This is a genomic window from Flavobacterium hankyongi (genome assembly GCF_036840915.1).
Taxonomy (GTDB): domain Bacteria; phylum Bacteroidota; class Bacteroidia; order Flavobacteriales; family Flavobacteriaceae; genus Flavobacterium; species Flavobacterium hankyongi.
In genome coordinates this window covers 2,384,174-2,410,060 of the sequence record NZ_CP085725.1, presented here as the reverse complement: position 1 = coordinate 2,410,060, position 25,887 = coordinate 2,384,174, and the positions used below count along the sequence as shown (strand labels likewise).

Sequence of the window (25,887 nt, the reverse complement as noted above, 5' to 3'; positions counted from 1 at the left end):
GAAGAAGTTTTTGCGCTTACTTTTTTTAATATTTCCAATGTTTGTTTTTTCACAAAACGAATTTTTGGCCCAAAACTATTTCGATAGAGGAGAGTTTGACAAAGCTATAATTATCTATGAAGATTTGATAAAAGCCAGTCCTGGTAATTACCAATATTTTCAAAAACAAGTCGCTTGCTACCAGCAGTTGAAAGATTTTTTGAAAGCAGAAAATACAATTAAGAATAAATTAGAGAAGACTAAGCTACCGCAATTGTATGTTGAATTGGGATACAATTATCAGCTACAAAATCAACCAGAAAAAGCCAAAAAGAATTATGATTTAGCCTTTCAAAAAATTCAGGAAAATCCAAATTACGTTTACGGAATTGCAAGGGAATTTGAAGTAAAAGTATTGTTGCAACAAGCTATAGAATCCTATTCGATTGCTCAAAAATTAAATCCAGACATAAATTTCGATTATCAAATTGCTTTATTGCAAGGACAGTTGGGAAAAATTGAATTAATGATTGATGCTTTACTTGATTATTCTATTAAATTTCCGGATAATTTAATCTTAGTACAAAATCAAATGAACCGATTTTTATCTGAAGATCATTCAAAGACTTTTTCCGAATATTTACGAAAAGCATTGTTGCTAAGAACTCAAAAAACCCAAGACTTGTTCTGGAACAGATTCATGAGTTGGTATTTTGTACAGCAAAAAGAATATGGAAAAGCTTTTCTTCAAGAGAAAGCAATTTATAAAAGAAGCCCTGAAAATTTCAGCAATATACTTGCATTGGCAAATCTAGCATCTCAAGAAAAAGAAAAGGAAACGGCCAGAGAAATACTGGAATTTGTTTTAGCAAATACTCAAGACAAAGGGATAATTTTAGATGTCAATAAAAAATTGTTAGAACTTGATATAGAAAAAGCAACTCCACAGGAATATGCTACAGTTGCGCACAAAATAAATCAGCTTCTTGATCAATACGGAACATCAAATAGTACTTTACAACTGCAAATTTTAAAAGCTCATTTTGATGCTTTTTATCTGAAACAATTTGAAAGTGCAAAATCAATTTTAACAAAGGCGTTAGAACTTCCTTTAAATCTATATGAAAAAGCAGATGTTAAACTAGAATTAGCGGATGTGCTTTTACTTGATGAAAAGTTTAATCAAGCAATTATTTATTATGCTCAAGTTGAAGATGATTTGCCTAACGATGAAATGGCACATCAAGCAAGTTTAAAAATGGCGAAAGCAAGCTATTATAAAGGAGATTTTGAATGGGCTCAACAACAGTTTAAGGTTCTGAAATCTTCTGTCTCACAGCTTATCGCTAATGATGCAATGCAATTGTTTTTATTAATTTCAGATAATACAGTTGAAGATTCTACTCAAGTGGCTTTAAAAAAATATGCCAGAGCAGATTTTTTGACATATCAGAATAAAAATAAAGATGCTTTAGATCAGTTTAAAGTAATCTTATTACAACACAAAGGGCAAAGTATCGAGGACGAGACGCTTTTACAAATAGGTAGAATTTATGAGAAACAGGGAGATTATCAGCAAGCTGTGAGTTATTATCAGCAAATAATTGACCGTTTTGCAGAAGAAATTTACATTGATGAAGCTTTGTTTTTTGCTGCCGAGATTTATAGAAAAAATCTTTTGGACAATGAAAAAGCTAAGAGTTTATACGAAAAAATATTGTTCAATCATCAGGATAGTATTTACTTTGTAGAAGCTAGAAATAACTTCAGAAAACTCAGAGGAGATACTAATTTATAAATAGTCTATTTTGCTATTTGACAGTTCGTTAATTCGAATAAATAATTTGGAAAATAAACAAACTCACAAGAATATGATAATCTATAACGTTACTATAAATATACACGAAAGCGTTCATGACCAATGGATGGACTGGATGCAAAACAAACATATTGCCGATGTTTTGGCGACAGGAAAATTTACAACTGCCAGAATGGTCAAAGTATTGGTCGAAGAAGAAATGGGAGGTGTAACATATTCCATTCAATATACTACTGATTGTAAAGAAACCCTTGAGAAATATTACGAAGAAGATGCGCCACGTTTACGCGAAGAAGGATCACGTCTTTTTGGAGATAAAATGCTTGCTTTCCGAACAGAATTGGAGTTAATATCAGAACATTGAAATTCTGGAAATCTAACAGCCTAAAAAGTCTGAATAATGGATAAGGTAAAAGCGAAAAAACATCTCGGACAGCATTTTTTAAATGATGAGAATATCGCACAGAAAATTGCTGACGCATTAACCCTTGACGGGTATAAAAAAGTATTGGAAATTGGTCCAGGAATGGGAGTATTGACAAAGTACTTGTTAGAAAAGCCTATTGATACTTATGTAATTGAAATCGATACCGAATCGGTTGAATATTTACAGAATCATTATTTAAAATTAAGCAATAAAATAATCTCTAAAGATTTTCTTAAATATAATATTAACGAAGTCTTTGAAGGAGAACCTTTTGCTATTATAGGGAATTTTCCATATAATATTTCCTCGCAAATTGTTTTTAGAACACTTGAAATGCGTGATCAGATACCAGAGTTTTCAGGGATGTTCCAAAAGGAAGTTGCAGAACGTATTTGCGAAAAAAAAGGATCAAAAGTCTATGGAATTTTGTCGGTTTTAACACAGGCTTTCTATGATACAGAGTATCTTTTTACAGTATCTGAACATGTGTTTACACCACCACCTAAGGTAAAGTCAGGTGTAATGCGTATGCGCCGTAAAGAAAACTACAAATTACCATGTGATGAAAAACTATTTTTCAATGTGGTAAAAACCGCTTTTAACCAAAGAAGAAAAACACTTCGCAACAGCTTAAAAAGCTTTAATATGTCTGATAATTTGAGAGAAGATAGTATCTTTGACCTTCGTCCGGAACAAATTTCGGTAGAGCAATTCATAGAACTCACTCAAAAAATAGCAGCCGATGGAGTTTAAAATCAGCAGAGACTTTCTGGTTCAAATAGAACAACTTATTAGTGAAAACCGTGCGCAGGAACTTGAAAATTTGTTGCAGGATATTCACTTTGCTGATATTGCTGATATCATGGATGAACTTGACGATTATGGTGCAAGTTATATCTTTAAACTTCTTGATTCAGAAAAAACTGCTGAAGCTCTTTTAGAGTTGGATGAAGAAGTACGTGTCAAAATTCTTAAAAACCTTTCGGCAAAAGAAATTGCAGAAGAGTTAGATGAATTAGATACAGATGATGCGGCTGATATTATCGCAGAACTTCCTCAAGCCAAGAAAGAAGAAGTAATCTCAGAGCTGGAAGATGTTGAACACGCAAAAGACATTGTCGATTTATTACGTTACGACGAAGACACTGCAGGTGGTTTGATGGGGAAAGAGTTAGTGAAAGTTAATGAAAACTGGAACGTACTTACTTGCGTGAAAGAAATGCGCCAACAAGCAGAACACGTTACTAGAGTGCATTCTATATATGTGGTTGATGATGAAGATCGTTTAAAAGGTAGATTGTCATTAAAAGATTTATTAACAACATCAACAAAAACGCCTATTAGTGACGTTTACATCAAAAAAGTAGATTATGTAAAAGTAGATACTAAAGATGTTGAAGTAGCTCGTATCATGCAAAAGTATGACTTGGAAGCCATTCCAGTTATAGATGAAATGGGGAGGTTAGTGGGACGTATTACAATTGACGACATCGTAGATGTAATCAAAGAAGAAGCAGATAAGGATTATCAGTTAGCTGCCGGTATCTCACAAGACGTTGAGGCCGATGACAGTATTCTTGAACTTACCCGTGCTCGTTTGCCTTGGTTGGTATTGGCACTTTTAGGAGGGTTCATTAGTGTAAAAGTATTAGGCTTTTTTGAACCTGCTATGCAATTACATCCTGAATTATTCTTTTTCACCCCGCTTATTGCTGCAATGGGAGGGAATGTTGGTGTGCAATCTTCAGCAATTATTGTACAAGGTCTTGCAAATAATGCCATTACGGGAAGTATTGTTGATCGATTACTAAAGGAACTTTCATTAAGTTTATTGAATGGAATAATCCTTGCAGCCATATTGTTTTTAGGAAGTTATTACTTGCTTAATTTTGAAGCACATATTGGCATAACAGTTACCGTAGCGCTAATTTCAGTAATTGTGATTGCATCACTTAATGGAACTTTTATTCCTATTATTTTGAATAAGTATGGAATTGACCCCGCTTTAGCAACAGGGCCATTTATTACAACTAGTAATGATATTCTTGGGATTTTGATTTATTTTTCTATTGCCCGAATTATTTTAGGTTTTTAAAAAAGATTTTTCTTTTTAAACAAGAAAGCTCCAATCATAGCTAGAATTCCTGAAACAAGAATGATAATCAAAAGTCCGTTTGGATTGTTTTCAAGAGAATTAGGCACGTTCATTCCATAAAGGCTGGCAATAAGCGTTGGAATCATTAAAATAATCGAAATTGAAGTCAATCGTTTCATGATAACATTCAAATTGTTTGAAATTACAGAAGCATAAGCATCCATCATTCCTGAAAGTATGTTACTATAAATGTTAGACATTTCCTGTGCCTGTTTTAATTCAATATCAACATCTTCAAGTAAATCTACGTCAAAATGTTCACGTTCGCTTTTTATGTTTTTAATTCTGTGAAATAAAATATCATTTCCTTTAATCGAAGTGATAAAGAAAACAAGACATTTTTCTAATTCTAATAAAGCTTGTAATTCTTCGTTTTTAATAGATTTCTCTAAATTATCTTCAGCTAATTTGATGCGTTGGTTAATTTGTTTTAAATACTTTAGATACCAAATACTTGAAGAAAGTAATAATTTTAATACCAAGTCAAAGTTATTCTTTACAGTCAAATTTTTACGCTGTGAATACACCACAAAATCTTCAATCATTTCTGATTTAAAGAAACAAACTGAGATGAAATGTGTTTCATTAAAAATGAGACCTAACGGGATTGTTGTAAAAGGTAATTTTGGATTGTTGCTTTTATAAGGTATACGCATAATGATAAGATGCCAACCGTTTTCTTCCTCAATACGTGGTCTCTCATCAATATCTTCTATATCATTGTAAAAGGCTTCGGGAACATTTAGCTCTTTCAGTAAGAAATCTTTGTCTTCCTGAGTTGGGTTTTCAATATTAATCCAGCAGTTTCCGTTTAAGCCATCGGTTATTTCTAAACCACATGCTCCATTTTTGAAGTAGTTTTTCATGCTTTTAACCATTGTTTGTTTGAACAAGGATCAAAAAGCATGACCATCTTGTTCATAATTAATAATATTTCCTCTGGGAATCGTCCATTTTAAATATGAAATCTAAATTTGCTGCAAATGTAGCCTTTATTAATAAACTAATTCTTAAAAATACCTTAATTAAATATTTCTTCATAAAGTCAAATTGGATAACTTTGAAAGATATTACCTTATATAATAATGACTTTATCAGATATTAAAATTCTTCATATAGATAGTAATCATCCTTTGCTTTGGGGTCAATTGGAAAAAGCAGGATTCAGTAATGAAGAAGACTTTACTTCGTCAAAAGAAGAAGTTGAATCCAAAATACAAAACTATCACGGCATTGTTATTCGAAGCCGATTTAAAATCGACAAGCAATTTTTAGATAAAGCTACAAATCTTCAATTTATTGCTCGAGTGGGAGCTGGGTTAGAGAGTATCGATTGTGATTATGCAATAAGTAAAGGTGTTCATTTAATAGCAGCTCCTGAAGGAAATCGAAATGCAGTAGGAGAACATGCTTTAGGGATGATTTTGTCTTTATTTAATAAATTGAATAAGGCCGATAAAGAAGTTCGCTCTGGACATTGGAACCGAGAATCAAACAGAGGTCATGAACTCGAGGGAAAAACGGTTGGGATTATTGGTTATGGTAATATGGGAAAATCGTTTGCTAAAAAACTTCGAGGATTTGACGTTCAAGTATTGTGTTATGATATTCTTCCAAATGTTGGTGATGAAAATGCAAGACAAGTTTCTCTAAGCGAATTGCAAAAAAATGCAGATGTTTTAAGTTTACATACCCCATGGACACCAGAAACTGACAAGATGATAAATACAGATTTTATTGCTGCTTTTGAAAAACCATTTTGGTTTATCAATACGGCTCGTGGTAATAGTGTTGTTACTGCTGATCTGGTTGAAGCTCTTAAGTCTGGGAAAGTACTAGGGGCTGGTTTAGATGTTTTGGAATACGAAAAATTATCTTTCGAGACACTTTTTGAAGGCAAAAAACCTGAGGCGTTTGAATATTTATTACAAGCAGAAAATGTTTTATTAACACCACATATTGCAGGATGGACTTTTGAGAGTAAAGAAAAATTGGCACAAACAATAGTTGATAAAATATTAAAATTTTATGCAATTGAATAAAGTAAGCTTTTGCTTGATTTTAGTTGTTGCATAAATAGCCTATTTACAATTTATACACATGTTTTTTAGGATATTTGGCATTAGTAGAGCATGTTTCAAAAGGTCAAATTCAAGACCTAGCAGTTCAGGGTGTTCAGATGATATGGATTCATTATTCAATTATGATGTTCCTCCCTGAAATTTGGATGTTTTTTATTTCTAAACCTATAAAAAAGGAGAGAATTGATCTAGGTTGAAAGGATTGCTCATTTCAATTGGTTTAATCGCTTTTGGTATGGCCTGTAGTTATATTGCACAAAGTTTTAATCATTTCTTTTTCTTTACAGTAGAATGTGTTTTATTGTTATTTTCGTTAACCATATTTTTTAAAAGAAAAAGAAAGAATTAACTTATGTAACTTTTTTATATATTGTACGTATCAATAGAGTAAAGATATAAATCTAGTATTTATTTTTTCAAATAATTTAATTGGAGTTGCCGAAAATCCATAATAGAGTAGGAATTAACCAAAAACAAAATAAAAAATGGACGCACAAAAGGTTGACATGTATTTATTGATGAATAACAAGTACTTTGAGGAACATCAATTAAATGCAATTAGAGAAAAACTTTTATCACTTGACGAAGATCAATGGAATAGACTTCAGTTTACACAGTACAAAGATCCAACTACAGCTTTATTAATTTCAATTTTCGCAGGTGCTTATGGTATCGATCGTTTTTATATTGGAGATACTGGTATGGGAGTAGGGAAGTTGCTAACTTGTGGAGGTCTTGGTATTTGGGCTATTGTTGACTGGTTCTTAATCCAAGGTGCAACTAAAGAAAAAAATGTAGAGAAATTCTTCAATGCATTAATGTAAAATGAAAAAAAACAAGCTATACAATCTTGTTTTAACAGCTTGTTTTTTAGGATGTAGTTGGTTGTTCTTTTTTGAGTTCTTTGCTCACTCTTCATCAAATATTGATTTAACAGCTTGTCTTTTTAAAAGAATAACCACTATTCCTTGTCCTTCTTGTGGGGTTACAAGAGCAATTCAGGAAATTATACAAGGGAATATTATTTCTTCCTTACTTATAAATCCATTTGGCATAATTGTAGCTTTAATTATGTTTGGTGTACCTTTTTGGATTATTTATGATTATCTATCAAAAAAGGAAACTTTTTATACTTTTTATTTAAAAGCCGAATCAATTATTAGAACAAAAAAAATCGCTATTTTTCTTGTATTTCTTGTTCTTTTAAATTGGATTTGGAATATTTACAAACAACTATGAATGCACATTTGTTTTTTGGTTATAAACCAGCAGAAAGTGAACTCGAAAGGGCATCTAGCAGCTACTTAATGTCGCTGGTAGCAGTTTTAGGTGGTTTGCCATTACCTATTATGAACCTGCTTGCTTCAGTACTTTTTTATTTAGGAAATAAAAAAAGTACACCCTTTGTAAAATGGCATTGTACTCAAGCGTTATTTGCTCAACTTAGTATGTTCTTTTTTAATACTGTTGGGTTTTGGTGGACCATTTCGGTGATTTTTAAAGGAGCTCAAGCAACCAATTATTACATTGCTTATATGATTACGATTGTATTGTTTAATTTATTTGAGTTTTTTGCTACACTATATTTAGCTACACAAACAAGAAAAGGTCAGCATATCGAAATGTACTTTGTAGGTGATATTACTAATTTAACTTACCCTATTAAAAATGAAAATACTATTTAAAGGTTTAAGTATCATTGCACTTTTCTTTGCGGTTTGGTTATTATTGGCACAAATAGATTTTGTTTCAATATTTGGAATTAAAGAAGCCAAAAGCACGACTGAAACAAATATAGGAAATCTTATTTGGGATGAAATAAAATCTACAGAAGAAATTATTGTAAATGATACAGTAACTAAAACTATTGATAAGCTTATAAAGCCAATTTGTGACGATAACGGAATAAATCAAGATAGTTTGAAAGTTCATGTAATAAAAAACAATGAAGTAAATGCTTTTGCTTTGCCAGGAAATCATTTGGTAGTTTACACAGGTTTAATAGATGCTTCTAAAAATGAATCCGCACTAATAGGAGTTCTTGGGCATGAAATTGCTCATATTGAAAATAGACATGTGATGAAAAAGCTTTCTAAAGAAATTGGTTTTTCAGTACTTCTATCATTAACTGGTGGTAGCGGAAGTACCGAAGTTATCAAAGAAATTTTTCATAGTCTATCTTCATCGGCATATGATAGATCCTTAGAAAGAGAAGCTGACATTACTAGTGTTGAATATATGCTAAATTCTAAAGTAAACCCAGCTCCATTTGCAGACTTTTTATATGAAATGTCGATTGATAGTTCTTTTTCTGAGGCATTAGCATGGGTAAGTACTCATCCTGAAGCAGAAGAAAGAGCGAAGTATGTTCTTGAGTTTATAAAAGGTAAAAAGCAAAAATATAAAACAGTTTTATTACAGACTGAATGGAAGGCTTTTAAAAAAGCAAATAAAGATTTATAAAACAAAAAGGCTGAAATTAATTTCAGCCTTTTTTATTATTGTTTTATTCTCCTTTTTCAGATAATTTTCTTTCCAGTTCAGCCTGAAATTCTTCCATTACAGGTTTAACGGTACTTTCAGGTAAATCAGCAATTCTAATATACATTAAGCCATCAACAGCATTGTTGAACATTGGATCAACATTAAAAGCAATTACGCGTGCATTCTGTTTGATGTATTTTTTAATCAAAACAGGTAGACGTAAATTTCCTGGTTCTATTTCGTCAATTATTTTGTCGAACTTGTTTAAATCGGCTTCAGTTTCATTAAAGATGAAATCCTTATCGGCATCTTTTAATTTTACTTTAAATTCTTTTTTAGGATGAACGTATTGAGCAACGTAAGGATCATAATAATTGGATTTCATAAACTCAATCATCAAAGATTTTGAGAAATCAGAAAACTGATTACTAATGCTTACACCGCCAATTAAGAACTTGTGCTCAGGGTAACGTAAAGTAGTGTGAACAATACCTTTCCATAATAGGAATAAAGGCATTGGTTTTTGTTGGTAATCTTTAACAATGAATGCACGTCCCATTTCGATAGACTTGCTCATCATATCATAAAGTTCTGGTTCGAACCTAAATAAGTCTTGAAGATAAAATCCATCAATACCATATTTTGCAAAAATTTGAGAACCTAATCCCATGCGGTAAGCACCAGCAATTTGTTTTGCTTCATCATCCCACAAAAACATATGGTCATAGTATTGATCAAATTTATCAATATCAATAGATTCATTTGTCCCTTCTCCTACTTCTCTAAAAGTAACCTCTCTTAAACGACCAATTTCATGTAATATATTAGGTATCTCTTGAGCTTTTACTAAAAAGACTTCGTAATTTTTACTTTGTAAAAGACGGGTATCCATTTGACGAAGCTTTTCAACTTCAGCAATCATTTTTTCGTGATTGGCACTTCCTACAATTTCTTTTACAGGTTTTGGAATTTTTAAACTAGGTGTATTTATTAGCTTCGATTCCTTTTCGAAAGGATTTGCAAGCATATATGTTTTTTTGCGTAAAAATTCTGAATACGACTCAAGAGTTTCGTACTCGTTTTGTTCTGCAACAGAAATTGGTTTTCCAATTCTTACTTTAATAATACGGTCTTTTTGAGTTAGTAACTCTGATGGAAGTTTAGCAGTTCTTAATGTATCCCCTAATTTTGATAACATGTAAAAAAACTTGCTGTTTTTGGCATGGAAATAAATTGGTATTACCGGAACTTGTGCTTTTCGTATTACTTTGATAGCACCCTCTTCCCATTCTCTATCCACTACAAGTTTACCATCTTTATAAGTAGAAACTTCTCCAGCTGGAAACATTCCTAATGGTTTGCCATCACTTAAATGGCGAAAAGTTTCTTTTAATCCTATCACGCTTGATTTTGCATCCTTATGAGTTTCAAAAGGATTTACAGGCATAATGTAGGGTTTTAACGGTTCAATTCTATGCAGAAGGAAATTGGCAATAATTTTGAAATTAGGCTCTCTTTCAAGCATTAATTTTAAAAGTAAAATACCGTCAATTCCTCCAAGAGGATGATTTGAAATTGTAATATAAGGACCTTCTTTTGGTAATCTTTTTAAGTCTTCTTCAGGAATCTCAAATTTGATTTGAAATTCATCTAATATAGCATTCAAAAACTCAACATCTTGTAAATGTTTGTTTCTGTTGTAAATTTTATTAAGAGTAGAAATTTGAAGTACTTTCATCAGCAACCAGCCAGAAAAAGTTCCAAGAACTCCATATTTATCTGTCTTTATTGCTTTTGCAACTTCTTTAGCGGTAACTAAACCCATTAATTTTTTGATTTTATGCGAAAAACAAAGATACAAAAATGAAGTAACTTCTATAATCGTTTTATAAGTATTCCATTTTTATTTTGGTGTAAGACCAAAAGGATTGATTTTAAACAACTTACAACTTAATTAAAAATGTTGTTTTTATTTGATTGTTTTTTCAATACTTTTGGAAAAATAAGTACTTAAATGAAGATTATTTCCTACAATGTGAACGGAATCCGTGCCGCTATAACTAAAGGATTTCTAGATTGGTTAAAAGCCGCAGATCCAGATGTAATTTGTTTACAGGAAATAAAGGCAACTCAAGATCAAATTCCTGTTATGGAAATTCAGATGGCAGGTTACCCTTATCAGTATTATTTTCCCGCTCAAAAAAAAGGATACAGTGGCGTGGCCATTTTATCTAAAATTGAGCCTAAGCAAGTAGTTTTCGGTACAGGTATACCACATATGGATTTTGAAGGGCGTAATGTTCGTGCCGATTTTGAGGATTTTTCGGTAATGAGTTTGTATTTACCATCTGGAACTAACATTGACAGATTGGATCATAAGTTCAAATACATGGATGATTTTCAGGAATACATTAATAATCTGAAAAAAGAAATTCCAAATCTAATTATTGCAGGTGATTACAATATTTGTCACGAGGCTATAGATATTCATGACCCTGTTCGTAATGCTAAAATCTCAGGATTTTTACCTGAAGAAAGAGCTTGGTTAGACGCATTCATGAAATCAGGATTTGTAGATAGTTTTAGACATTTTAATAAAGAACCTCATAATTATAGTTGGTGGTCGTATCGCGCCAATGCAAGAGAAAATAATAAAGGTTGGAGAATTGATTATAATTTGGTTTCGGAACCAATGAAAAGCAGAATGAAAAGAGCTATTATCTTACCTGAAGCCAAACATTCAGACCATTGTCCAATTTTAGTAGAGATTGAATAAATATAAATGAAGAAAATTACGTACCTATTATTACTATTAACAAATGTTCTTTTCGCTCAAATCAATTTTGAAAAGGGATATTACATAGATAATTCAGGTCAAAAAATAGAAGGATTGATTAAAGACGAGGACTGGATGAATAATCCAACTAAATTTTTATTTAAAAAAAATGATAATGATGTAGAAAATACTAAATCAATCCGTGACATTAAAGAATTTGTTATTGATAATTTTTCTAAATATGAAAGAGTTGAAGTAATGATAGACACTTCATCTGTTGATTGGAGAAGATTATCTTACAATAAAAATCCAGAATGGTCAAAAAAAGTAATTTTTTTAAAATTGATTGTTGATGGAGATGCTAAGCTGTATGAGTTTACTGATGGAACAAATAAAAAATTCTTCTATTCTTTTAAAAATTCAGCAATTGAACAATTAGTTTATAAAGAATATACTCAACCAAATAGTACTACTGTTATAGAAAATAATACTTTCAGACAGCAGTTGTGGAATAACGTGAAATGTTCTCAAACTGAATATAAGACTCTTTCCAAAATGAAGTATAAAACCTCAGAATTAATTAAGTATTTTTTAATGATTAATAATTGTGATGGTAACAAAAGTATTGTAGAGACAAGTTCACAAGTTCAAAATTCAAAAGGTAGTTTTTGGTTAAAAGTTAAAGCTGGAGCTAATTTTTCAAATTTGACATTAGCGTCTAATTATAATGTATTAAAGAATGTTGAATTTGGAAATAAAATAGGCCCTAAAATAGGTGTTGAATTTGAGATCAATTTAGGATTTAATAAAAATAAATGGTCTGTTTTTTATGAACCAACTTATCAAAAATACAAATCAGAAATGATAAAAAAACTGTATGGTTCAGATTATCGGTATAATGCAAATATAACCACCATAGATCACTTATTAGGAGTTAAGTATTATATGTTTTTAAATAAAGACTCAAAGCTTTTTGTAGATGCAGGGTTGTTCTTTAGACAGCTCTCTGGTGATTTGCAATATGGTTCCGTTAGTGGTAGTTATATGAATGAATATAGTTTAGAAAATTATATCAGTTTTACAGGAGGATTAGGATTTTCTTATAAAAAAGCTGATTTTGAAGTAAGATATTCTAAATCAAGTATAATTCCAACTAACTTAGGAGGAGATAGCGCTAAATTTGGTGTAATTTCGGCAGTATTTGGGTACAAAATTTTTGATTTTAAAAAGAAATAAACATTAGATTATGATAAAAAAAATTTCCGCAGGATTATTAGTGTTAGCATTAAGCACCTCATGTGTTTCTAAAAAAATCTATACAGATTTAGAGAATAAATTCGCCGATTTAAAAAAGGAAAGAAATGCCTTGGCAGATGAAAATGAATTATTAAAATCAGGAAAAAGTCAATCTGATTTAGATAATGCAAATTTAAAATCGGAATTAGAAAAATTAAAAGGCGAGCGTGATAAGTTAGCTGCCGATTATGCTGCGACAAGCAATAATCTTCAAACGCTTCAAAATTCATACAACGCTTTAGAAAAGAACAGTGATGAGGCATTAAAAGCAAATATGGATAAAAACCGTGAATTGCTTGCTCAACTAGAGGCTAAAGAAAAAGCATTGGCAGATGAAAAAGCACGCTTGGATAAGCTAGGAAGAGATTTCAAAGATCGTTCAGACAGAGTTGCGGAATTAGAGAACTTAATTGCTGCGAAAGAAGCTTCAATGAAAAAACTTCGTGAAACGTTAGCAAAATCGTTAAAAGCATTTGAAGGAAAAGGACTGGTTGTACACCAAAAAGACGGTAAAGTTTATGTTTCTATGGAAAATAAATTACTTTTCGAATCTGGAAGTTGGACTGTAGGTGCTGAAGGTAAAAAGGCTGTTGATTTAGTAGGTAAAGTTTTAGGTGATAATCCTGATATTGCTGTGCTAATTGAAGGTCATACAGATAATGATAAAATTACAGGGACGTTAACAGGTGGTGTAGAAAATAACTGGGATTTATCAACTAAGAGAGCTACAGCTATAGTGAATATTTTAGCTTCTAATCCAAAGGTTAATAAAGCAAATTTAACTGCTGCTGGACGTAGTGAGTATTCTCCGTTAGTTTCTAATGATAATGCTAATGGTAAGGCAAAAAACCGTCGTATTGAAATAATATTAACTCCTAAATTAGATGAATTAGCTAAAGCGTTAAACGAAATCTAAAAAATAGGTTAAACAATAAAAAGTCCAGTTAATTCTGGACTTTTTTATTAAACGAAACTTGTAAATTTGCAATAGTTAAAAAATTACCTAATGAAAAATATAATCCTTCCCAACACCAATCTTGAAGTAAGCGAAATTTGTTTAGGAACTATGACTTTTGGAAATCAAAACTCAGAAGCCGAAGCTCATGCTCAAATGGATTATGCCTTTGGGAGAGGAATTAATTTTTTTGATACAGCCGAAATGTATCCAATAGGAGGGAATGAACATATTTTTGGAAGTACCGAAAGACATATTGGCTCATGGTTTAAAAAATCGGGAAAACGTGATAAAGTAGTTTTAGCAACAAAAATTGCTGGGCCAAACAGAGGAATGAGTTATATTAGGAAGCCATTAGATTTTTCTAAAAAAAGTATTCATGAAGCGGTTGAGCTGAGTTTGAAAAACCTTCAGACAGATTATATCGATTTGTATCAAATGCATTGGCCAGAACGTGTAATGAATATGTTTGGTAAGCGTGGTGTTACTGAAATTGATAGCCAATGGCAGGATAATATTCTTGATGTGCTTACAACTTTTGATGGATTAATTAAAGAAGGCAAAATAAAACATATCGGAGTTTCAAATGAAAACCCTTGGGGAGTAATGAAGTTTTTAAACGAAGCGGAAAAACATAATTTACCAAGAATTGCTACGATTCAAAATCCATTTTCGTTATTAAATAGATTGTTCGAAGTAGGTTTGTCTGAAATATGTATGCGTGAAAACGTTGGATTGTTAGCATATTCACCACTAGCTTTCGGGTTCTTGACTGGTAAGTATTTAAACGGAACACCAACTAATTCTAGAATGGGAACATTTCCGAACTTTGTACGTTATACCAATGAAAATTGCTATAAAGTCACAAAAATGTATCAAGAATTAGCACATAGTTTAGGATTGACTTTAACAGAATTATCTTTGGCTTTTGTACACCACCAAAGTTTTGTGACTTCAACAATTATTGGCGCAACAAATCTTGACCAATTGGAAGAAAATATCAATGCTTTTGACGTTCGACTAACAGATGATGTATTGAAACAAATTGAGATATTACAGGAAGCGATTCCTAATCCTGCCCCTTAATTAGTCTTTAATCAGTTTGTGAATAGAATGTAATCCTAGATTATTAGTGATTTTCATAACATAAAATCCAGATTGCAGTGATTGTGTTTTTACATAATCGATAGAATTGGTATGGTTGTTTTCAGTTAGAATTGTTTTTCCGTTTATATCGCAAATTTCAACTTTTGTAATAGGGTTGCCTAAATTTGTATTTTTGATATACACTTCATTTTTTGATGGATTAGGATATATTAATACTTCATTTTTAGAATGCTCACTAAGTTCTAAAGAACTGTCTATAATTTTATAAACGGTACCATTACTAATTGATGAGACATATAATTCTCCATTTGCATCTTCACCAAAACTCACAAAATTGTTGCCACTAAATGTTTGCGAAAAAATCACATTTCCTAGGCTATCACTTATACCAATTTGTGCTTTACAATAATCTGAAAACAAATACTTGCCTTGAAAGTTTGGATACTGCGTTCCTCGATACACATAACCGCCAGTAATAGAGCAAAATCCGTTACTGTGAGTGGTTATAAATAAAGGAGATTTCATGGTGGATTGTGCTGCACAACCAGTAGTATTATAAGCTGTGTTCCCTTCATAACAGCGCCATCCATAATTTAGTCCGCTTTCTGTTGAAGTTGCTCTGTTAACTTCCTCGTATTGATTTTGTCCAACATCAGCAACCCATAAATCGCCTGTTAGTCTGTCAAATGAAAACTTCCAAGGATTTCGTAATCCAATGGCCCAAATTTCATCTAAACCTGCAACACCAACATAAGGATTATTGGAAGGAATACTATAAGGAGTACCTGAATTTACATCTATCCGAAGCATTTTACCCAATAACTCATTAATGTTTTGAGCTCTATTTCCTGGATCTCCACCACTTCCACCATCACCCATGCCAATATATAAGTAACCATCAGGACCGAATTTTAAAGTACCTCCATTATGATTAGAATAAGGTTGAGTGATAGTAAGTAAAATTGTTCCGGTTGTGTTGGCAAGATCAGGATTACTTGGGTTAACAGAATAACGTGCAATCACTGTATTGCCACTATTATTGGTGTAATTGATGTAAAAAAAGCCGTTACTACTATAATTGGGATGAAAAGCCATGCCTAAAAGCCCTTGTTCCCCACTTTCATTGGTTAGTGTTGTAATATTTAGAAAAGGAGTTGAATTGACTGTTCCGTTATTATTTAAAATTCTGATTAATCCATCTTGTTCAACTATAAATAATCTGTTGTCACCACAATTTGCTATATCTACTGGAGAGGCAAAACCCGAAGCAAAATTTTGGAGAGCAATTGTTCCTGTTTGAGATTTTCCTTCAAATTGAATAAAAACCAAAGCGATAATTAATAGGTTTAATTTCATGGTGTAATGATTTGATTGTCATAAATTTATAAAAAAATCCTGACAAAACTTATCAGGATCAATTTTTATAGATTTTCAATTACTTTTTCTTTAGGATATTTTACTGTGTAACTAATTCGTAGTTTTTTTGTTTCATTAGGTTTAAGATTTATATTCCATGTAAGAACTCCTGTTTCTGAATTTACTTTGGCTCCATCTTTAGACAACAATTCAATTTCAACATCTTTGTCCATAGAGAGAGGATATTGATCTTTCAGTAACAAATCTATGGTCTCTTTTTTATTGTTGCGAATTGTGATGTCGTATGTAAATGTTTGTTCTTTTTTGGAGGATAGGAATTTTGTGCCTGATTTATCTGTGACTTTTTCACGTTTTATAGATACTTTTTTATCTCTTCCCATACTTAGGTGTAAAGTGTCCGAGGTTTGATTGGCATTAATAAATGTTTTGCCCACATACATACCTTCAAAAATAATGTTTGCTTCACCTTTTAATAAATTATATTTGCCATAATCTGAGATTTCAGCTAGTAAGAAGCCTTCTTTTTCAATTCTTGGAGCGGCATAGTATTTATAAGTGGCTGGGATTTTAATTTCTTTTAAAGCCACACTATGAATTTTTCCATTAGATAAAATGTCGTATGGGATGTCAATATCGAAAGAGATATTAAGTTGGTTTTCTAAAATGTTTGTATAATCATTCATTTTTTTCGTATTTACAACAATTACACCATTAGCTCCATCTGAGCCATATAAAGCATTTCCTTGTGGTCCTTTTAAAACATTTGTGTTTAAAATATTTTCAGAGGATAGTTGTTTAAGCTCTTCTTCAGATGAAATTTGACCATCAATAATAACTAAAGCTTTTTTGTCACTAGTTACTGAACGAGCACCGCGTAAAACAATTTTTTCTTCTACTTTTTTATCTATTTGTAAACCTGAAACCTTTCCTTGAAGTTGATTTATTACACCATTATTTTGATCTCCATAATTAGTGTATCCATAACGTAAAAACCATGAATTCAAAATTGGTGCTTGATTGTTTTGAGTTGGATTTCCAGAAGACAATGTCAGTTTTACTTTTTTCCAATCTATGCCCGTATTTTGAACGACTTGAGCCTTATACATCATATTAATTGGTTCTCTAACGCTATCTGCTCTTAAATCATAAAAAGGAGACCAGCTAGCACTTTGTGTTAAGTAAGAAATATCTAGTGACATGTTACCTGCGACTGTATTCATGACTTGTAAGACTAATTTACCAGTTGAAATTTTTTCTTCTTTGTTTGTATTTACTTCAATTTTTGCGTTTAAGAGAGCTAGTGATTCATGTAGTTTTTTCTCTTTTTCATCTAGTGTATTTATAGAATTGCTTATTTCTGTTCTTTTGGATTTGTAATAGTCAACCATTTTAGTTAATTCCAATACGCTTAAACCAGAATTTTGACCAAAAACTTGTTGGTTTTTATCTAATAGTTCTATGGTTTTTTGTTCAGATATTTTTGTGTTTGTTATTCGATTAATTTCTTTTTGTAATAAATGAATACTATCCTTTACTTTTTTAATTGTTGGGGAATTTTCATCAATAGCATATTCTGAAATATAATCATTGGTAAACTGAACTGAAAGAATAGTTATATTAGGTGGAACTCCTATTTGAATAGAATTTTCATTTAGATGATTGGCAACATTTTTAATCACTATTTCACTGGTTCCATTAGGTAAAATAATAGAAGTATTTTGCGTGATTTCGGCAGCATTAAAATATACAGTAGCAGACTTTACTTTAGCTTGAGTAAAGATTGGTTTTTGTGCAAATGTTATAGTTGATACTATAAACAAAGCAAGAAGAAATATTTTTTTCATGACAAATTGTTTTATACTCTAAAGAGGACAATTTGTTATGAAAGGTTGGAAAGAGACTTAAATGATTTAAAAATCAAAATCACTTACCGAAGCTGTCGAGTCTATTGCAATTGTGTCTTTTACAGCCTTTAAACGAAGGAAAGAACGTGCTCTTCCCGAAATATAAATGGGAATAGATTGCCCGATTGTATCGTCACTTGTAATCAAGGCTCTACGAAGCATTAGATTTTTAATAAACTTCTGATTTTTTTCTGCATACGGTTTTTGATAACCTTCGTCGTTAAATTGATACATAAACTTTTTAGGTTTAGGAACAATTGAAGCTAAAAACAAACATTCGTTAAGCGATAAATCAATAGGTTTTTTCTGGAAATAATATTCTGCAGCTTCACCAATACCATAGACGTTTGGTCCCCATTCAATTACATTAAAATACACTTCCAACATACGTTCTTTAGATGCAATTCGGTTGTTTTCTAATATGTAAACCAAAAGGATTTCTTCTAATTTTCGAGATAAGGTTTTTTCACGCGTTAGGAAAACATTTTTTACCAATTGCATACTGATAGTGCTGGCTCCACGAGAGAATTTCTTTGTTCGGATATTTTTCGCAATAGATTGTTTGAATGCCTCAGAAATAAACCCGCGATGTCTCATAAAAGAAGGGTCTTCATTCGTTAATACTGCATGCATTAAATAAGGTGAAATTAATTCTAAAGGTGTGAAATTTGGATTAGAACTACCTACAAAAATTGGTCTTTGCGGTACACCATTTTCGATTGCTCTATATGTAAATTCAGTATTTAGTTTTTCCAGATTTGCTTCACCATATTTTATAATTCGTATGTTGTGTTTGTTGAATTTACTGTCAAAAATAAGTTTGTGTGGTTTGTTTTTATTGAATTGAAAATTCAGATTGTAATCAAATTCACCCTCAGCTTCCATTCCAACAAAATGAGAGAATAAACCATCAGGAAGTGATGTAATGAAATCCTGTGCTTTCATTTTGTTGATATTCAATTTCAACTTGTAAATCGTGTCTTCCTCAGTATTATATTCTAAATAAGGTTTTACTTTTATTTTATTTAATTGTGCCGATGAGGTGCTGTCAATAGAGATGAAATCACTGCCTAATAAAAACCTGTAATCAAATTGAGCGTTTTTAATGACAACATCTTTCTTGGCAATTTTAGGATGATTGATGGTAAAGTTTTCAATAGAAGCAACGCCGTCGATATGTAACTTACCAAAAGTCATGTCTAAATTATCAAGTTTTAGTCTAATTTTATCAAAACTTGATTTTAACCCAAATTTCTCATCAATATATGGCACTTGAATCTTTGATGTGTCTGCTGATGCAAAAAGTAAATCTGCTTTTTTATCTCGAGGATTTGCATAACCATTAATGTTCCAGTTTTGTGTAAAGGTATTTGTGGTAACTTTAATTTGAGTGTCTAGTTGATTGTTGTTTAATTTTAAATCATTCATGTCAAAATACACTTTTCGATTCATATCGTTAATACGAAGCGATAAGTTTGTCAAGCTCATTTGAGCAGGAACAAGATTTAGTAGTTTATTTAGTATTCTGTTAGCAAGTTTTGCATAATTGCGTTTTTCATTGCTTGCTTCTTCATTTTTGTCTTTTTTAAGAAAGGCGTCAAAATTTCTTCCATTTTCATTTTTTACTAACTGGATAAATCCATTTTGCATTTCTAAATTGGTCAATTGTACATCTCCAGTAAGTAACTGTAATAGACTAACTTCTGTCCTAATTTTTTGTACCGACAAAAGTGTGTCAGCATGATGAGGGATCAAAGTGATATTGTTTAATTCTACACCAGTAGTGCCTAAAAATTTAGCAGTTCCAACAGTGAAATCTGAATCGTATTCGGTGTTGAATTTATTTTTTGTTTTATCTAAAGCTTGTTGCAAAAGAGTATCTCGGAAGAAATAAACACTTCCAATAAGCAATATAATTAGTATAAAAACTATTTTAAGAATCAGAAAAAACCATTGTTTTTTGGTTCTCATTGGTAATATAATTTGGGATGATTTATGAAAGCGAAGCTACAAAATCTTCTACTTCTTTTTTCTGGTGAGCGTATTTTTCTTGTAAAACAGAATCTTTACCCATTTTATTGTAATAGTCTAAGGCTTTATTAGCGAAAAACTTTTGTTGATTTGGGATAACGTCTGGAACTTGAGGGTATGTTTTATGAAAAATCATTTCATAATAGGCTTGCCATTCTCTCTCGTTTCGATCTTCAATGAAATTACCTACTGCTTTTTGACCAATATGAATCATTTCATGGGCAATTAAGTTCAGCATTAATATAAACTCAAATTCGAAAGTGTTTTCAGGAATTCGAATAATATTAGGTTCTCCAAAAGCACCTTCAGTAGTCATTAAAATGTATTCAGGTTTTGCTTTTTCACGTAGTTCAAAGTTTTTAAAATTAGGATGTCTAATTCCGTATTCTTCTATTACAAAATTTGCCGCTGCAATAGTTTCACCTATTTCATGATAGGTTTGTACAGTTTGTAGTATGTCTGAGTATGACTTCATGTTTTTTGTCGATAAAAAGGTTGTTTTGGACGAAAATTCTCTAAATAGGTATTTGTACGTATGAAAATATTGTAATTTTTATTTTATTTTGTTAAAAATTTAAAAAATAAGGCCTATGAAAAAAATTCTATTCATTTACTGTCTGTTTTTTAGTGCAATAAGTTTTGGTCAAGAAGATTTTGTCTTTTCGGGAGGCGAAGCTACAGGTTCTGGAGGAACTGTTAGTTATTCTTTTGGTCAAGTTGCCTTTGAAACTGTTTCGGGTTCCAATGGAGAACTCACACAAGGGGTACAACAAGCTTTAGAAGTATACACGCTTGCAACCACTGATTTTAGTTATGGTTTACAAGCCATTTTGTATCCAAATCCAGCGATATATTCGGTAAATCTATCTTTGGGAAGTCTAAATGATTTTAGTCAACTTTCTTATGAGTTGATTGATGTTTCAGGGAAAATACTTCAAAATGGTAAAATTACGGAATCTCAAACAGAGATTGATGTTTCTAATTTGTCTTCCGCTACGTATTTTTTTAATCTCATAGATTCAGGAAAAAGAATCAAAAGTTTTAAATTAATTAAAAACAACTAAAAACCATAATATATGAAAAATATAAAATTACTTTTTGCTTTATTATTTACAGGATATATCTCTTTTGCACAAGCACCACAAAAATTTAATTATCAAGCAGTTATTCGTAATGGTTCTAATGCGCTAGTTGCGAATACAGCCATTGGGATGCGTGTTAGCATTTTGCAAGGTTCTTCTTCAGGAACTGCTGTTTATGTTGAAACACACGTTCCAACTACCAATTTAAATGGATTAGCAACAGTATCTATTGGTTCTGGTTCTGTTGTTTCTGGTTCGATGGCTACTATTGATTGGAGTGCAGGTCCCTATTTTATCAAAACTGAGACCGATCCAGCAGGAGGAACAAATTATACCATTACAGGAACTACACAAATGGTAAGTTCTCCTTATGCTTTGTATGCTGCTAAATCAGGTTCTAGTGTGGCTGCAGGATCAGATACTCAAATTTCATATAATAATGCAGGTGTAGCTTCTGGTAGTGCTAATAATACTTGGAATGATGTTACATCAACTCACACAGTAACAGGAACTTCAGTAACAACAAACGAAACAATTACTGCATTAGCGGGTTCAGGAACAAGAGTAGTAGGTGTAGATGCTACAGGGAACTTAATTTCATTGGCTAACGGAATAATTGGTTCAGGATCAAATACTTATTTAACTAAATGGACTGGAACTAGTACTCAAGGGAATTCACAAATTCAAGATAATGGGACTTCATTATCAATTAATTATCCGCCACAAGCACTTTCTAAATTCTTTGTATATCAACAACAACAAACGGCAACTGGAGATGGTCAGCATACTTTAATGGGGTATAGAGATAGAAACACTCAAAATATAGGAAGTGCCTATTCACAAGTTGGAACAAATTCTGGATCGGCTGGGCTTAGTTTTTGGGGAGATCAATACTCTTTTGCTACTGCAGGTTTCAATTATAACGACTTTAACCGTTGTGGTGGTACTCTTGGAGCAGAATATTCTGGAGCATATTGGGGATCCTTAGGATATAAAAATAGCGCCAATACTTTTTACGGTGTTTACGGTTCTAATGCATATAGTAATGGTACAGGAAGATCAGCAAATGCTATGGCTCAAGGTGTTGGAGGAGGATTTTTTGGAGTAATTGGTACTATGAGCAAAGGAAATGTGGTTGGTCAAATTAATTCTGGGTCTGTATTTTCTTCTTATAATTCAGGAAACGTATATACTTTAGGTAAGAATGTTGAGCTTGTAGGAGGTTTAAATGACACTAAAACACCAGTTTATGCTGTTACAAGTACTGAATCAACTATTTATTCAAAAGGAAAAATACAATTAGTAAATGGTGAAGCGTATGTGTCATTTGATAAAAGCTATGCTTCATTATTAGGAGAAGAACCAGAAGTTACGGTTACTGCTCGTGGAAATTGTAATGGTGTTTACATTGCTTCTATGGACAAAAATGGTTTTATAATTAAAGAAATCAATAATGGAAGTAGTAATGTAGTTGTTTCTTGGATTTCTGTTGGAAATAGAATTGATAATAAAATTGATGAAGCTACAAAAATGGTTTCTTCATCGGATTTTGATAAGAATATTCAAGATGTTTTATTCAATGACGGTTCTGATTTAACTGGTAAAGGTAAAGCAATTTGGTGGGATGGAAGTAAGATCCAATTTGGAACTATGCCAGAAAGCTTGTCAAAAACAGTACGTTCAAAAGACGACTCAAGAAAATAAAATAGTTTCATTATAAAAAAATAAGGGATTCATTTTGAATCCCTTATTTTTTTATAATATATATTATTATCCAAATAACTCACTTACAATCTCTTCTATTTTACTTACTAGAATGACTTTTATTCCTGGGAATTTAGTAGAAATTTTATTGTATTTTGAAATATAAACTGTTGAAAAGCCTAATTTTTCAGCTTCCTGAATACGTTGTTCGATTCTATTTACTGGACGAATTTCGCCCGAAAGACCCACTTCGCCAGCAAAACAAAAATCTTTTCCGACAGGAATATCTTCATTAGAAGATAAAATGGCTGCAACTACTGCTAGATCAATTGCTGGATCATCTACAGATATACCTCCTGTTACATTCAGAAAAACGTCTTTTGCACCTAAACGAAAACCAGCACGCTTTTCTAATACAGCCAAAATCATATTCAATCGTTTTGCATTATATCCTGTTGTGCTTCTTTGTGGAGTTCCATAAACAGCGGTAGAGACTAACGCTTGTATTTCGATCATTAATGGACGCATACCTTCTAAAGTTGTAGCAATAGCCGTTCCTGATAATTCTTCTTCTTTGTGGGAGATTAAAATTTCAGAAGGATTGGATACTTCTCTAAGTCCAGAGCCTTGCATTTCGTAAATTCCTAATTCGGCAGTCGAACCAAAACGGTTCTTGAGTGAGCGAAGTATTCTGTAAACGTGATTTCTGTCACCTTCAAATTGTAAAACGGTATCAACCATGTGTTCCAAAATCTTAGGTCCAGCAATGTTTCCGTCTTTAGTGATATGACCAATTAAAATAACAGGTGTATTTGTTTCTTTCGCAAATTTGATTAGCTCGGCAGTACATTCTCTAATTTGAGAAATACTTCCGGCAGATGATTCTATATAATCAGTTTGTAACGTTTGAATAGAATCAATAATTACTATTTCTGGTTCAATCTCTTCAATTTGTCTGAAAATATTCTGTGTTTTTGTTTCAGTAAGGATGTAGCAGTTCTCTCCGTTTGGAGTAATACGTTCGGCACGCATTTTTATTTGCTTTTGACTTTCTTCTCCTGAAACATATAAGGTTTTGTATGGTAATTTTAAAGAGATTTGAAGCAACAATGTACTTTTCCCGATACCAGGTTCTCCACCTAAAAGTGTTAATGAACCGGGAACTAATCCGCCACCTAAAACACGATTTAGCTCTTCATCGGTAGTATTCATTCTGATTTCTTCTGCTGAATCTATTTCATGAATACGTAAAGGTTTTGCTGCCTTTTTTACAGCAGAAGTTTCTGATTTCCAAGCTACCTTTTCTTCTTTGTGAATAATTTCTTCAACAATAGTATTCCATTCCTTGCATGAGTTGCATTGACCTTGCCATTTCGCATATTGAGTACCACAACTCTGACAAAAGAAAGAGGTTTTTATTTTAGCCATTTAAACTTATTCAGGTTTTTTCTCTTCAGTTGGAGCCTCTGTAGGAGTTTCAACAGGTGTATCAGTAGCTGGTGCCTCTTCAGTAATTACTTCACCTTTAGCTTTTCCACCTTTTAATTTTTCTTTTTTAGGTAATAAAGCTTTTAAATCCTCTGCTTTATTCATCATCATGTCTTTAGTAATACCAGCAATTTCTTGCTTAGTAAAACCGTCCTGATAGCATTTAATTGCTCTTTTAAGTTCTTTTCTTTTTTCCCAATAATTCCCCATATGATAATCATATAAAAGAGTTTTTTCATATTGTTGTCCAGAAATTTGAGCTAATTCTTCGTATTCGTTCCAAGCTTCGTTTTTAATGATAGCAGTTTCAATCGCTTTAAAGTCGTTTATACGAACATTCATTTTTATACCCAATCCTTTTTCGATCATTTCGTATTTTTTGTTTAAGTAAACTACAAAACCTTCTTTTAAAGGAGCAATTTTTTCCTGATATTCGATAGAAGAAATTGGTCGGTATACTTCAAAAAATTGATATAATGCACTTGGAATTCCGTTGATTGGTATAGAATAATGAGAACCTCCTTTAAACTCTTCGAATTTATAATTTACAAGCTCATTTTTGACCGTTTTCATATTTTCGTTCAATGCATTGATACGAGCTCTCATTTTTTTTAAATCACCTTCGGCTGTTGCATGATAATAAAAAATTGGCTCTTTTGCAGTTGCTAAACGTTGCGGAATTCTAGTTTCCATATTTGTAGCCAATTCAGGGCTAAATGAAATATAACCTTGAAAAATAGGCATGTCTTTGTATAAATATGAATTTAAAAATCCTGCAGTTAAGTCAAGACCCGCAATTACTTTGAAAGGAGCAATTCGGTATTTTGTTTCTAAATGAGGCAACAATTCGGTTCCTATAAATTCAAAAAAAGCTGCACCTTTTCCTCCAGGAAGACCAGTTCTTGGGTCAAAATCTGAATCTTCTTCACGTTCGTTATTTTTATTTTGGTTTATACCAACTAGTATTACTTCTGGCATATCATCCCAATAATTTGCGTATGAAATATTCCCAGCAAAAGGATCAAATAAAAATTCGCTATCCAATACTAAAATTAGAGGATATTTTTTCTCAACGTTTTTCTCGTAAGAAGCCGGAAGTTTTACTTTTATATCTCTGTTGCCACCAAGTTTGGCAGATTTAAAACTGTCAGTAGTAGTTTGTGCAAATACTGAAAATGAAAAGAAAAGTACTAGTAGGTAAAGTGCATTTTTCATAATAAAA

General features: G+C 31.9%; 23 protein-coding genes. 15 read left to right on the top strand and 8 right to left on the bottom strand.

Going from position 1 to position 25,887, the window contains the following annotated elements; all coding sequences use genetic code 11:
• Nucleotides 1-64 precede the first annotated feature (64 nt).
• From LJY17_RS11055 to mgtE, 4 genes are all read left to right on the top strand, one after another.
• The gene (locus LJY17_RS11055) at nt 65-1,777 is read left to right on the top strand and encodes a tetratricopeptide repeat protein (protein ID WP_319800123.1); all 1,713 of its coding nucleotides are present in this window, start codon (nt 65-67) and stop codon (nt 1,775-1,777) included.
• A gap of 73 nt (nt 1,778-1,850) precedes the next feature.
• A complete protein-coding gene (locus LJY17_RS11050; protein WP_264543883.1) occupies nt 1,851-2,162 on the top strand; it encodes a DUF4286 family protein in 312 nt (103 codons plus the stop codon).
• 36 nt (nt 2,163-2,198) lie between these two features.
• The gene (rsmA, locus tag LJY17_RS11045) at nt 2,199-2,978 is read left to right on the top strand and encodes a 16S rRNA (adenine(1518)-N(6)/adenine(1519)-N(6))-dimethyltransferase RsmA (protein ID WP_264543882.1); all 780 of its coding nucleotides are present in this window, start codon (nt 2,199-2,201) and stop codon (nt 2,976-2,978) included.
• The gene (mgtE, locus tag LJY17_RS11040) at nt 2,968-4,320 is read left to right on the top strand and encodes a magnesium transporter (protein ID WP_264543881.1); all 1,353 of its coding nucleotides are present in this window, start codon (nt 2,968-2,970) and stop codon (nt 4,318-4,320) included. Before rsmA ends, mgtE begins: the two co-directional genes overlap by 11 nt.
• On the opposite strand, the gene LJY17_RS11035 is transcribed toward mgtE, so the two are convergent.
• Nucleotides 4,317-5,246: a magnesium transporter CorA family protein gene (locus tag LJY17_RS11035; protein WP_264543880.1), complete on the bottom strand. Its 930-nt coding sequence runs from the start codon at nt 5,244-5,246 to the stop codon at nt 4,317-4,319. The two genes, mgtE and LJY17_RS11035, sit on opposite strands and share 4 nt — an antisense overlap.
• 219 nt (nt 5,247-5,465) lie before the next feature.
• On the opposite strand from LJY17_RS11035, the gene LJY17_RS11030 reads away from it, so the two are divergent.
• The 5 genes from LJY17_RS11030 (at nt 5,466) to LJY17_RS11010 (ending at nt 8,924) form a co-directional block, all read left to right on the top strand.
• The gene (locus LJY17_RS11030) at nt 5,466-6,422 is read left to right on the top strand and encodes a 2-hydroxyacid dehydrogenase (protein ID WP_264543879.1); all 957 of its coding nucleotides are present in this window, start codon (nt 5,466-5,468) and stop codon (nt 6,420-6,422) included.
• Nucleotides 6,423-6,946: 524 nt separating this feature from the next.
• Nucleotides 6,947-7,285: a TM2 domain-containing protein gene (locus LJY17_RS11025; RefSeq protein WP_264543878.1), complete on the top strand. Its 339-nt coding sequence runs from the start codon at nt 6,947-6,949 to the stop codon at nt 7,283-7,285.
• 1 nt (nt 7,286) lies between these two features.
• Complete coding sequence (locus LJY17_RS11020) at nt 7,287-7,700, top strand: DUF2752 domain-containing protein (protein WP_264543877.1); 414 nt, start codon at nt 7,287-7,289, stop codon at nt 7,698-7,700.
• Nucleotides 7,697-8,146 carry a DUF4870 domain-containing protein gene (locus LJY17_RS11015; protein WP_264543876.1) on the top strand — a complete coding sequence of 150 codons (450 nt, stop codon included), beginning with the start codon at nt 7,697-7,699 and terminating at the stop codon, nt 8,144-8,146. Before LJY17_RS11020 ends, LJY17_RS11015 begins: the two co-directional genes overlap by 4 nt.
• Nucleotides 8,130-8,924 carry a M48 family metallopeptidase gene (locus tag LJY17_RS11010; RefSeq protein WP_264543875.1) on the top strand — a complete coding sequence of 265 codons (795 nt, stop codon included), beginning with the start codon at nt 8,130-8,132 and terminating at the stop codon, nt 8,922-8,924. Before LJY17_RS11015 ends, LJY17_RS11010 begins: the two co-directional genes overlap by 17 nt.
• Before the next feature lie 43 nt (nt 8,925-8,967).
• On the opposite strand, the gene LJY17_RS11005 is transcribed toward LJY17_RS11010, so the two are convergent.
• The gene (locus LJY17_RS11005; RefSeq protein WP_264543874.1) at nt 8,968-10,770 is read right to left on the bottom strand and encodes a lysophospholipid acyltransferase family protein; all 1,803 of its coding nucleotides are present in this window, start codon (nt 10,768-10,770) and stop codon (nt 8,968-8,970) included.
• Between the two features lie 189 nt (nt 10,771-10,959).
• Here LJY17_RS11005 and LJY17_RS11000 point away from each other — a divergent pair, with 189 nt between their 5' ends.
• From LJY17_RS11000 to LJY17_RS10985, 4 genes are all read left to right on the top strand, one after another.
• Nucleotides 10,960-11,721 (top strand): exodeoxyribonuclease III, encoded by a 762-nt coding sequence (locus LJY17_RS11000; protein ID WP_264543873.1) that lies wholly within the window; start codon nt 10,960-10,962, stop codon nt 11,719-11,721.
• 6 nt (nt 11,722-11,727) lie between these two features.
• Nucleotides 11,728-12,957, top strand: coding sequence for a porin family protein (locus tag LJY17_RS10995; protein WP_264543872.1), 1,230 nt, complete (start codon nt 11,728-11,730; stop codon nt 12,955-12,957).
• A 10-nt stretch (nt 12,958-12,967) separates the two neighbouring features.
• Nucleotides 12,968-13,933, top strand: a complete 966-nt coding sequence (locus LJY17_RS10990; RefSeq protein ID WP_264543871.1) for an OmpA family protein — start codon at nt 12,968-12,970, stop codon at nt 13,931-13,933.
• Nucleotides 13,934-14,023: 90 nt separating this feature from the next.
• On the top strand, nt 14,024-15,058 hold the full coding sequence (locus LJY17_RS10985) for an aldo/keto reductase (RefSeq protein WP_264543870.1): 1,035 nt from the start codon (nt 14,024-14,026) through the stop codon (nt 15,056-15,058).
• On the opposite strand, the gene LJY17_RS10980 is transcribed toward LJY17_RS10985, so the two are convergent.
• The 4 genes from LJY17_RS10980 to LJY17_RS10965 all read right to left on the bottom strand — a co-directional run bounded on the left by LJY17_RS10980 (nt 15,059) and on the right by LJY17_RS10965 (nt 20,866).
• Nucleotides 15,059-16,435 carry a PQQ-dependent sugar dehydrogenase gene (locus LJY17_RS10980; RefSeq protein WP_264543869.1) on the bottom strand — a complete coding sequence of 459 codons (1,377 nt, stop codon included), beginning with the start codon at nt 16,433-16,435 and terminating at the stop codon, nt 15,059-15,061.
• A gap of 65 nt (nt 16,436-16,500) precedes the next feature.
• Nucleotides 16,501-18,300 carry a DUF4139 domain-containing protein gene (locus tag LJY17_RS10975; RefSeq protein ID WP_264543868.1) on the bottom strand — a complete coding sequence of 600 codons (1,800 nt, stop codon included), beginning with the start codon at nt 18,298-18,300 and terminating at the stop codon, nt 16,501-16,503.
• A 66-nt stretch (nt 18,301-18,366) separates the two neighbouring features.
• Complete coding sequence (locus LJY17_RS10970) at nt 18,367-20,331, bottom strand: transglycosylase domain-containing protein (RefSeq protein WP_264543867.1); 1,965 nt, start codon at nt 20,329-20,331, stop codon at nt 18,367-18,369.
• A 22-nt stretch (nt 20,332-20,353) separates the two neighbouring features.
• Entirely contained in the window at nt 20,354-20,866 is a 513-nt protein-coding gene (locus LJY17_RS10965) for a hypothetical protein (RefSeq protein WP_264543866.1), read from the bottom strand.
• Nucleotides 20,867-20,981: 115 nt separating this feature from the next.
• On the opposite strand from LJY17_RS10965, the gene LJY17_RS10960 reads away from it, so the two are divergent.
• Nucleotides 20,982-21,455 (top strand): T9SS type A sorting domain-containing protein, encoded by a 474-nt coding sequence (locus tag LJY17_RS10960; protein ID WP_264543865.1) that lies wholly within the window; start codon nt 20,982-20,984, stop codon nt 21,453-21,455.
• 12 nt (nt 21,456-21,467) lie between these two features.
• On the top strand, nt 21,468-23,177 hold the full coding sequence (locus tag LJY17_RS10955) for a hypothetical protein (RefSeq protein ID WP_264543864.1): 1,710 nt from the start codon (nt 21,468-21,470) through the stop codon (nt 23,175-23,177).
• A gap of 66 nt (nt 23,178-23,243) precedes the next feature.
• Here the strand turns inward: LJY17_RS10955 and radA are convergent, their stop codons facing one another.
• A complete protein-coding gene (gene radA, locus LJY17_RS10950) occupies nt 23,244-24,605 on the bottom strand; it encodes a DNA repair protein RadA (RefSeq protein ID WP_264543863.1) in 1,362 nt (453 codons plus the stop codon).
• Between the two features lie 6 nt (nt 24,606-24,611).
• Nucleotides 24,612-25,880 (bottom strand): alpha/beta hydrolase, encoded by a 1,269-nt coding sequence (locus LJY17_RS10945; protein WP_264543862.1) that lies wholly within the window; start codon nt 25,878-25,880, stop codon nt 24,612-24,614.
• Between the last annotated feature and the right edge of the window lie 7 nt (nt 25,881-25,887).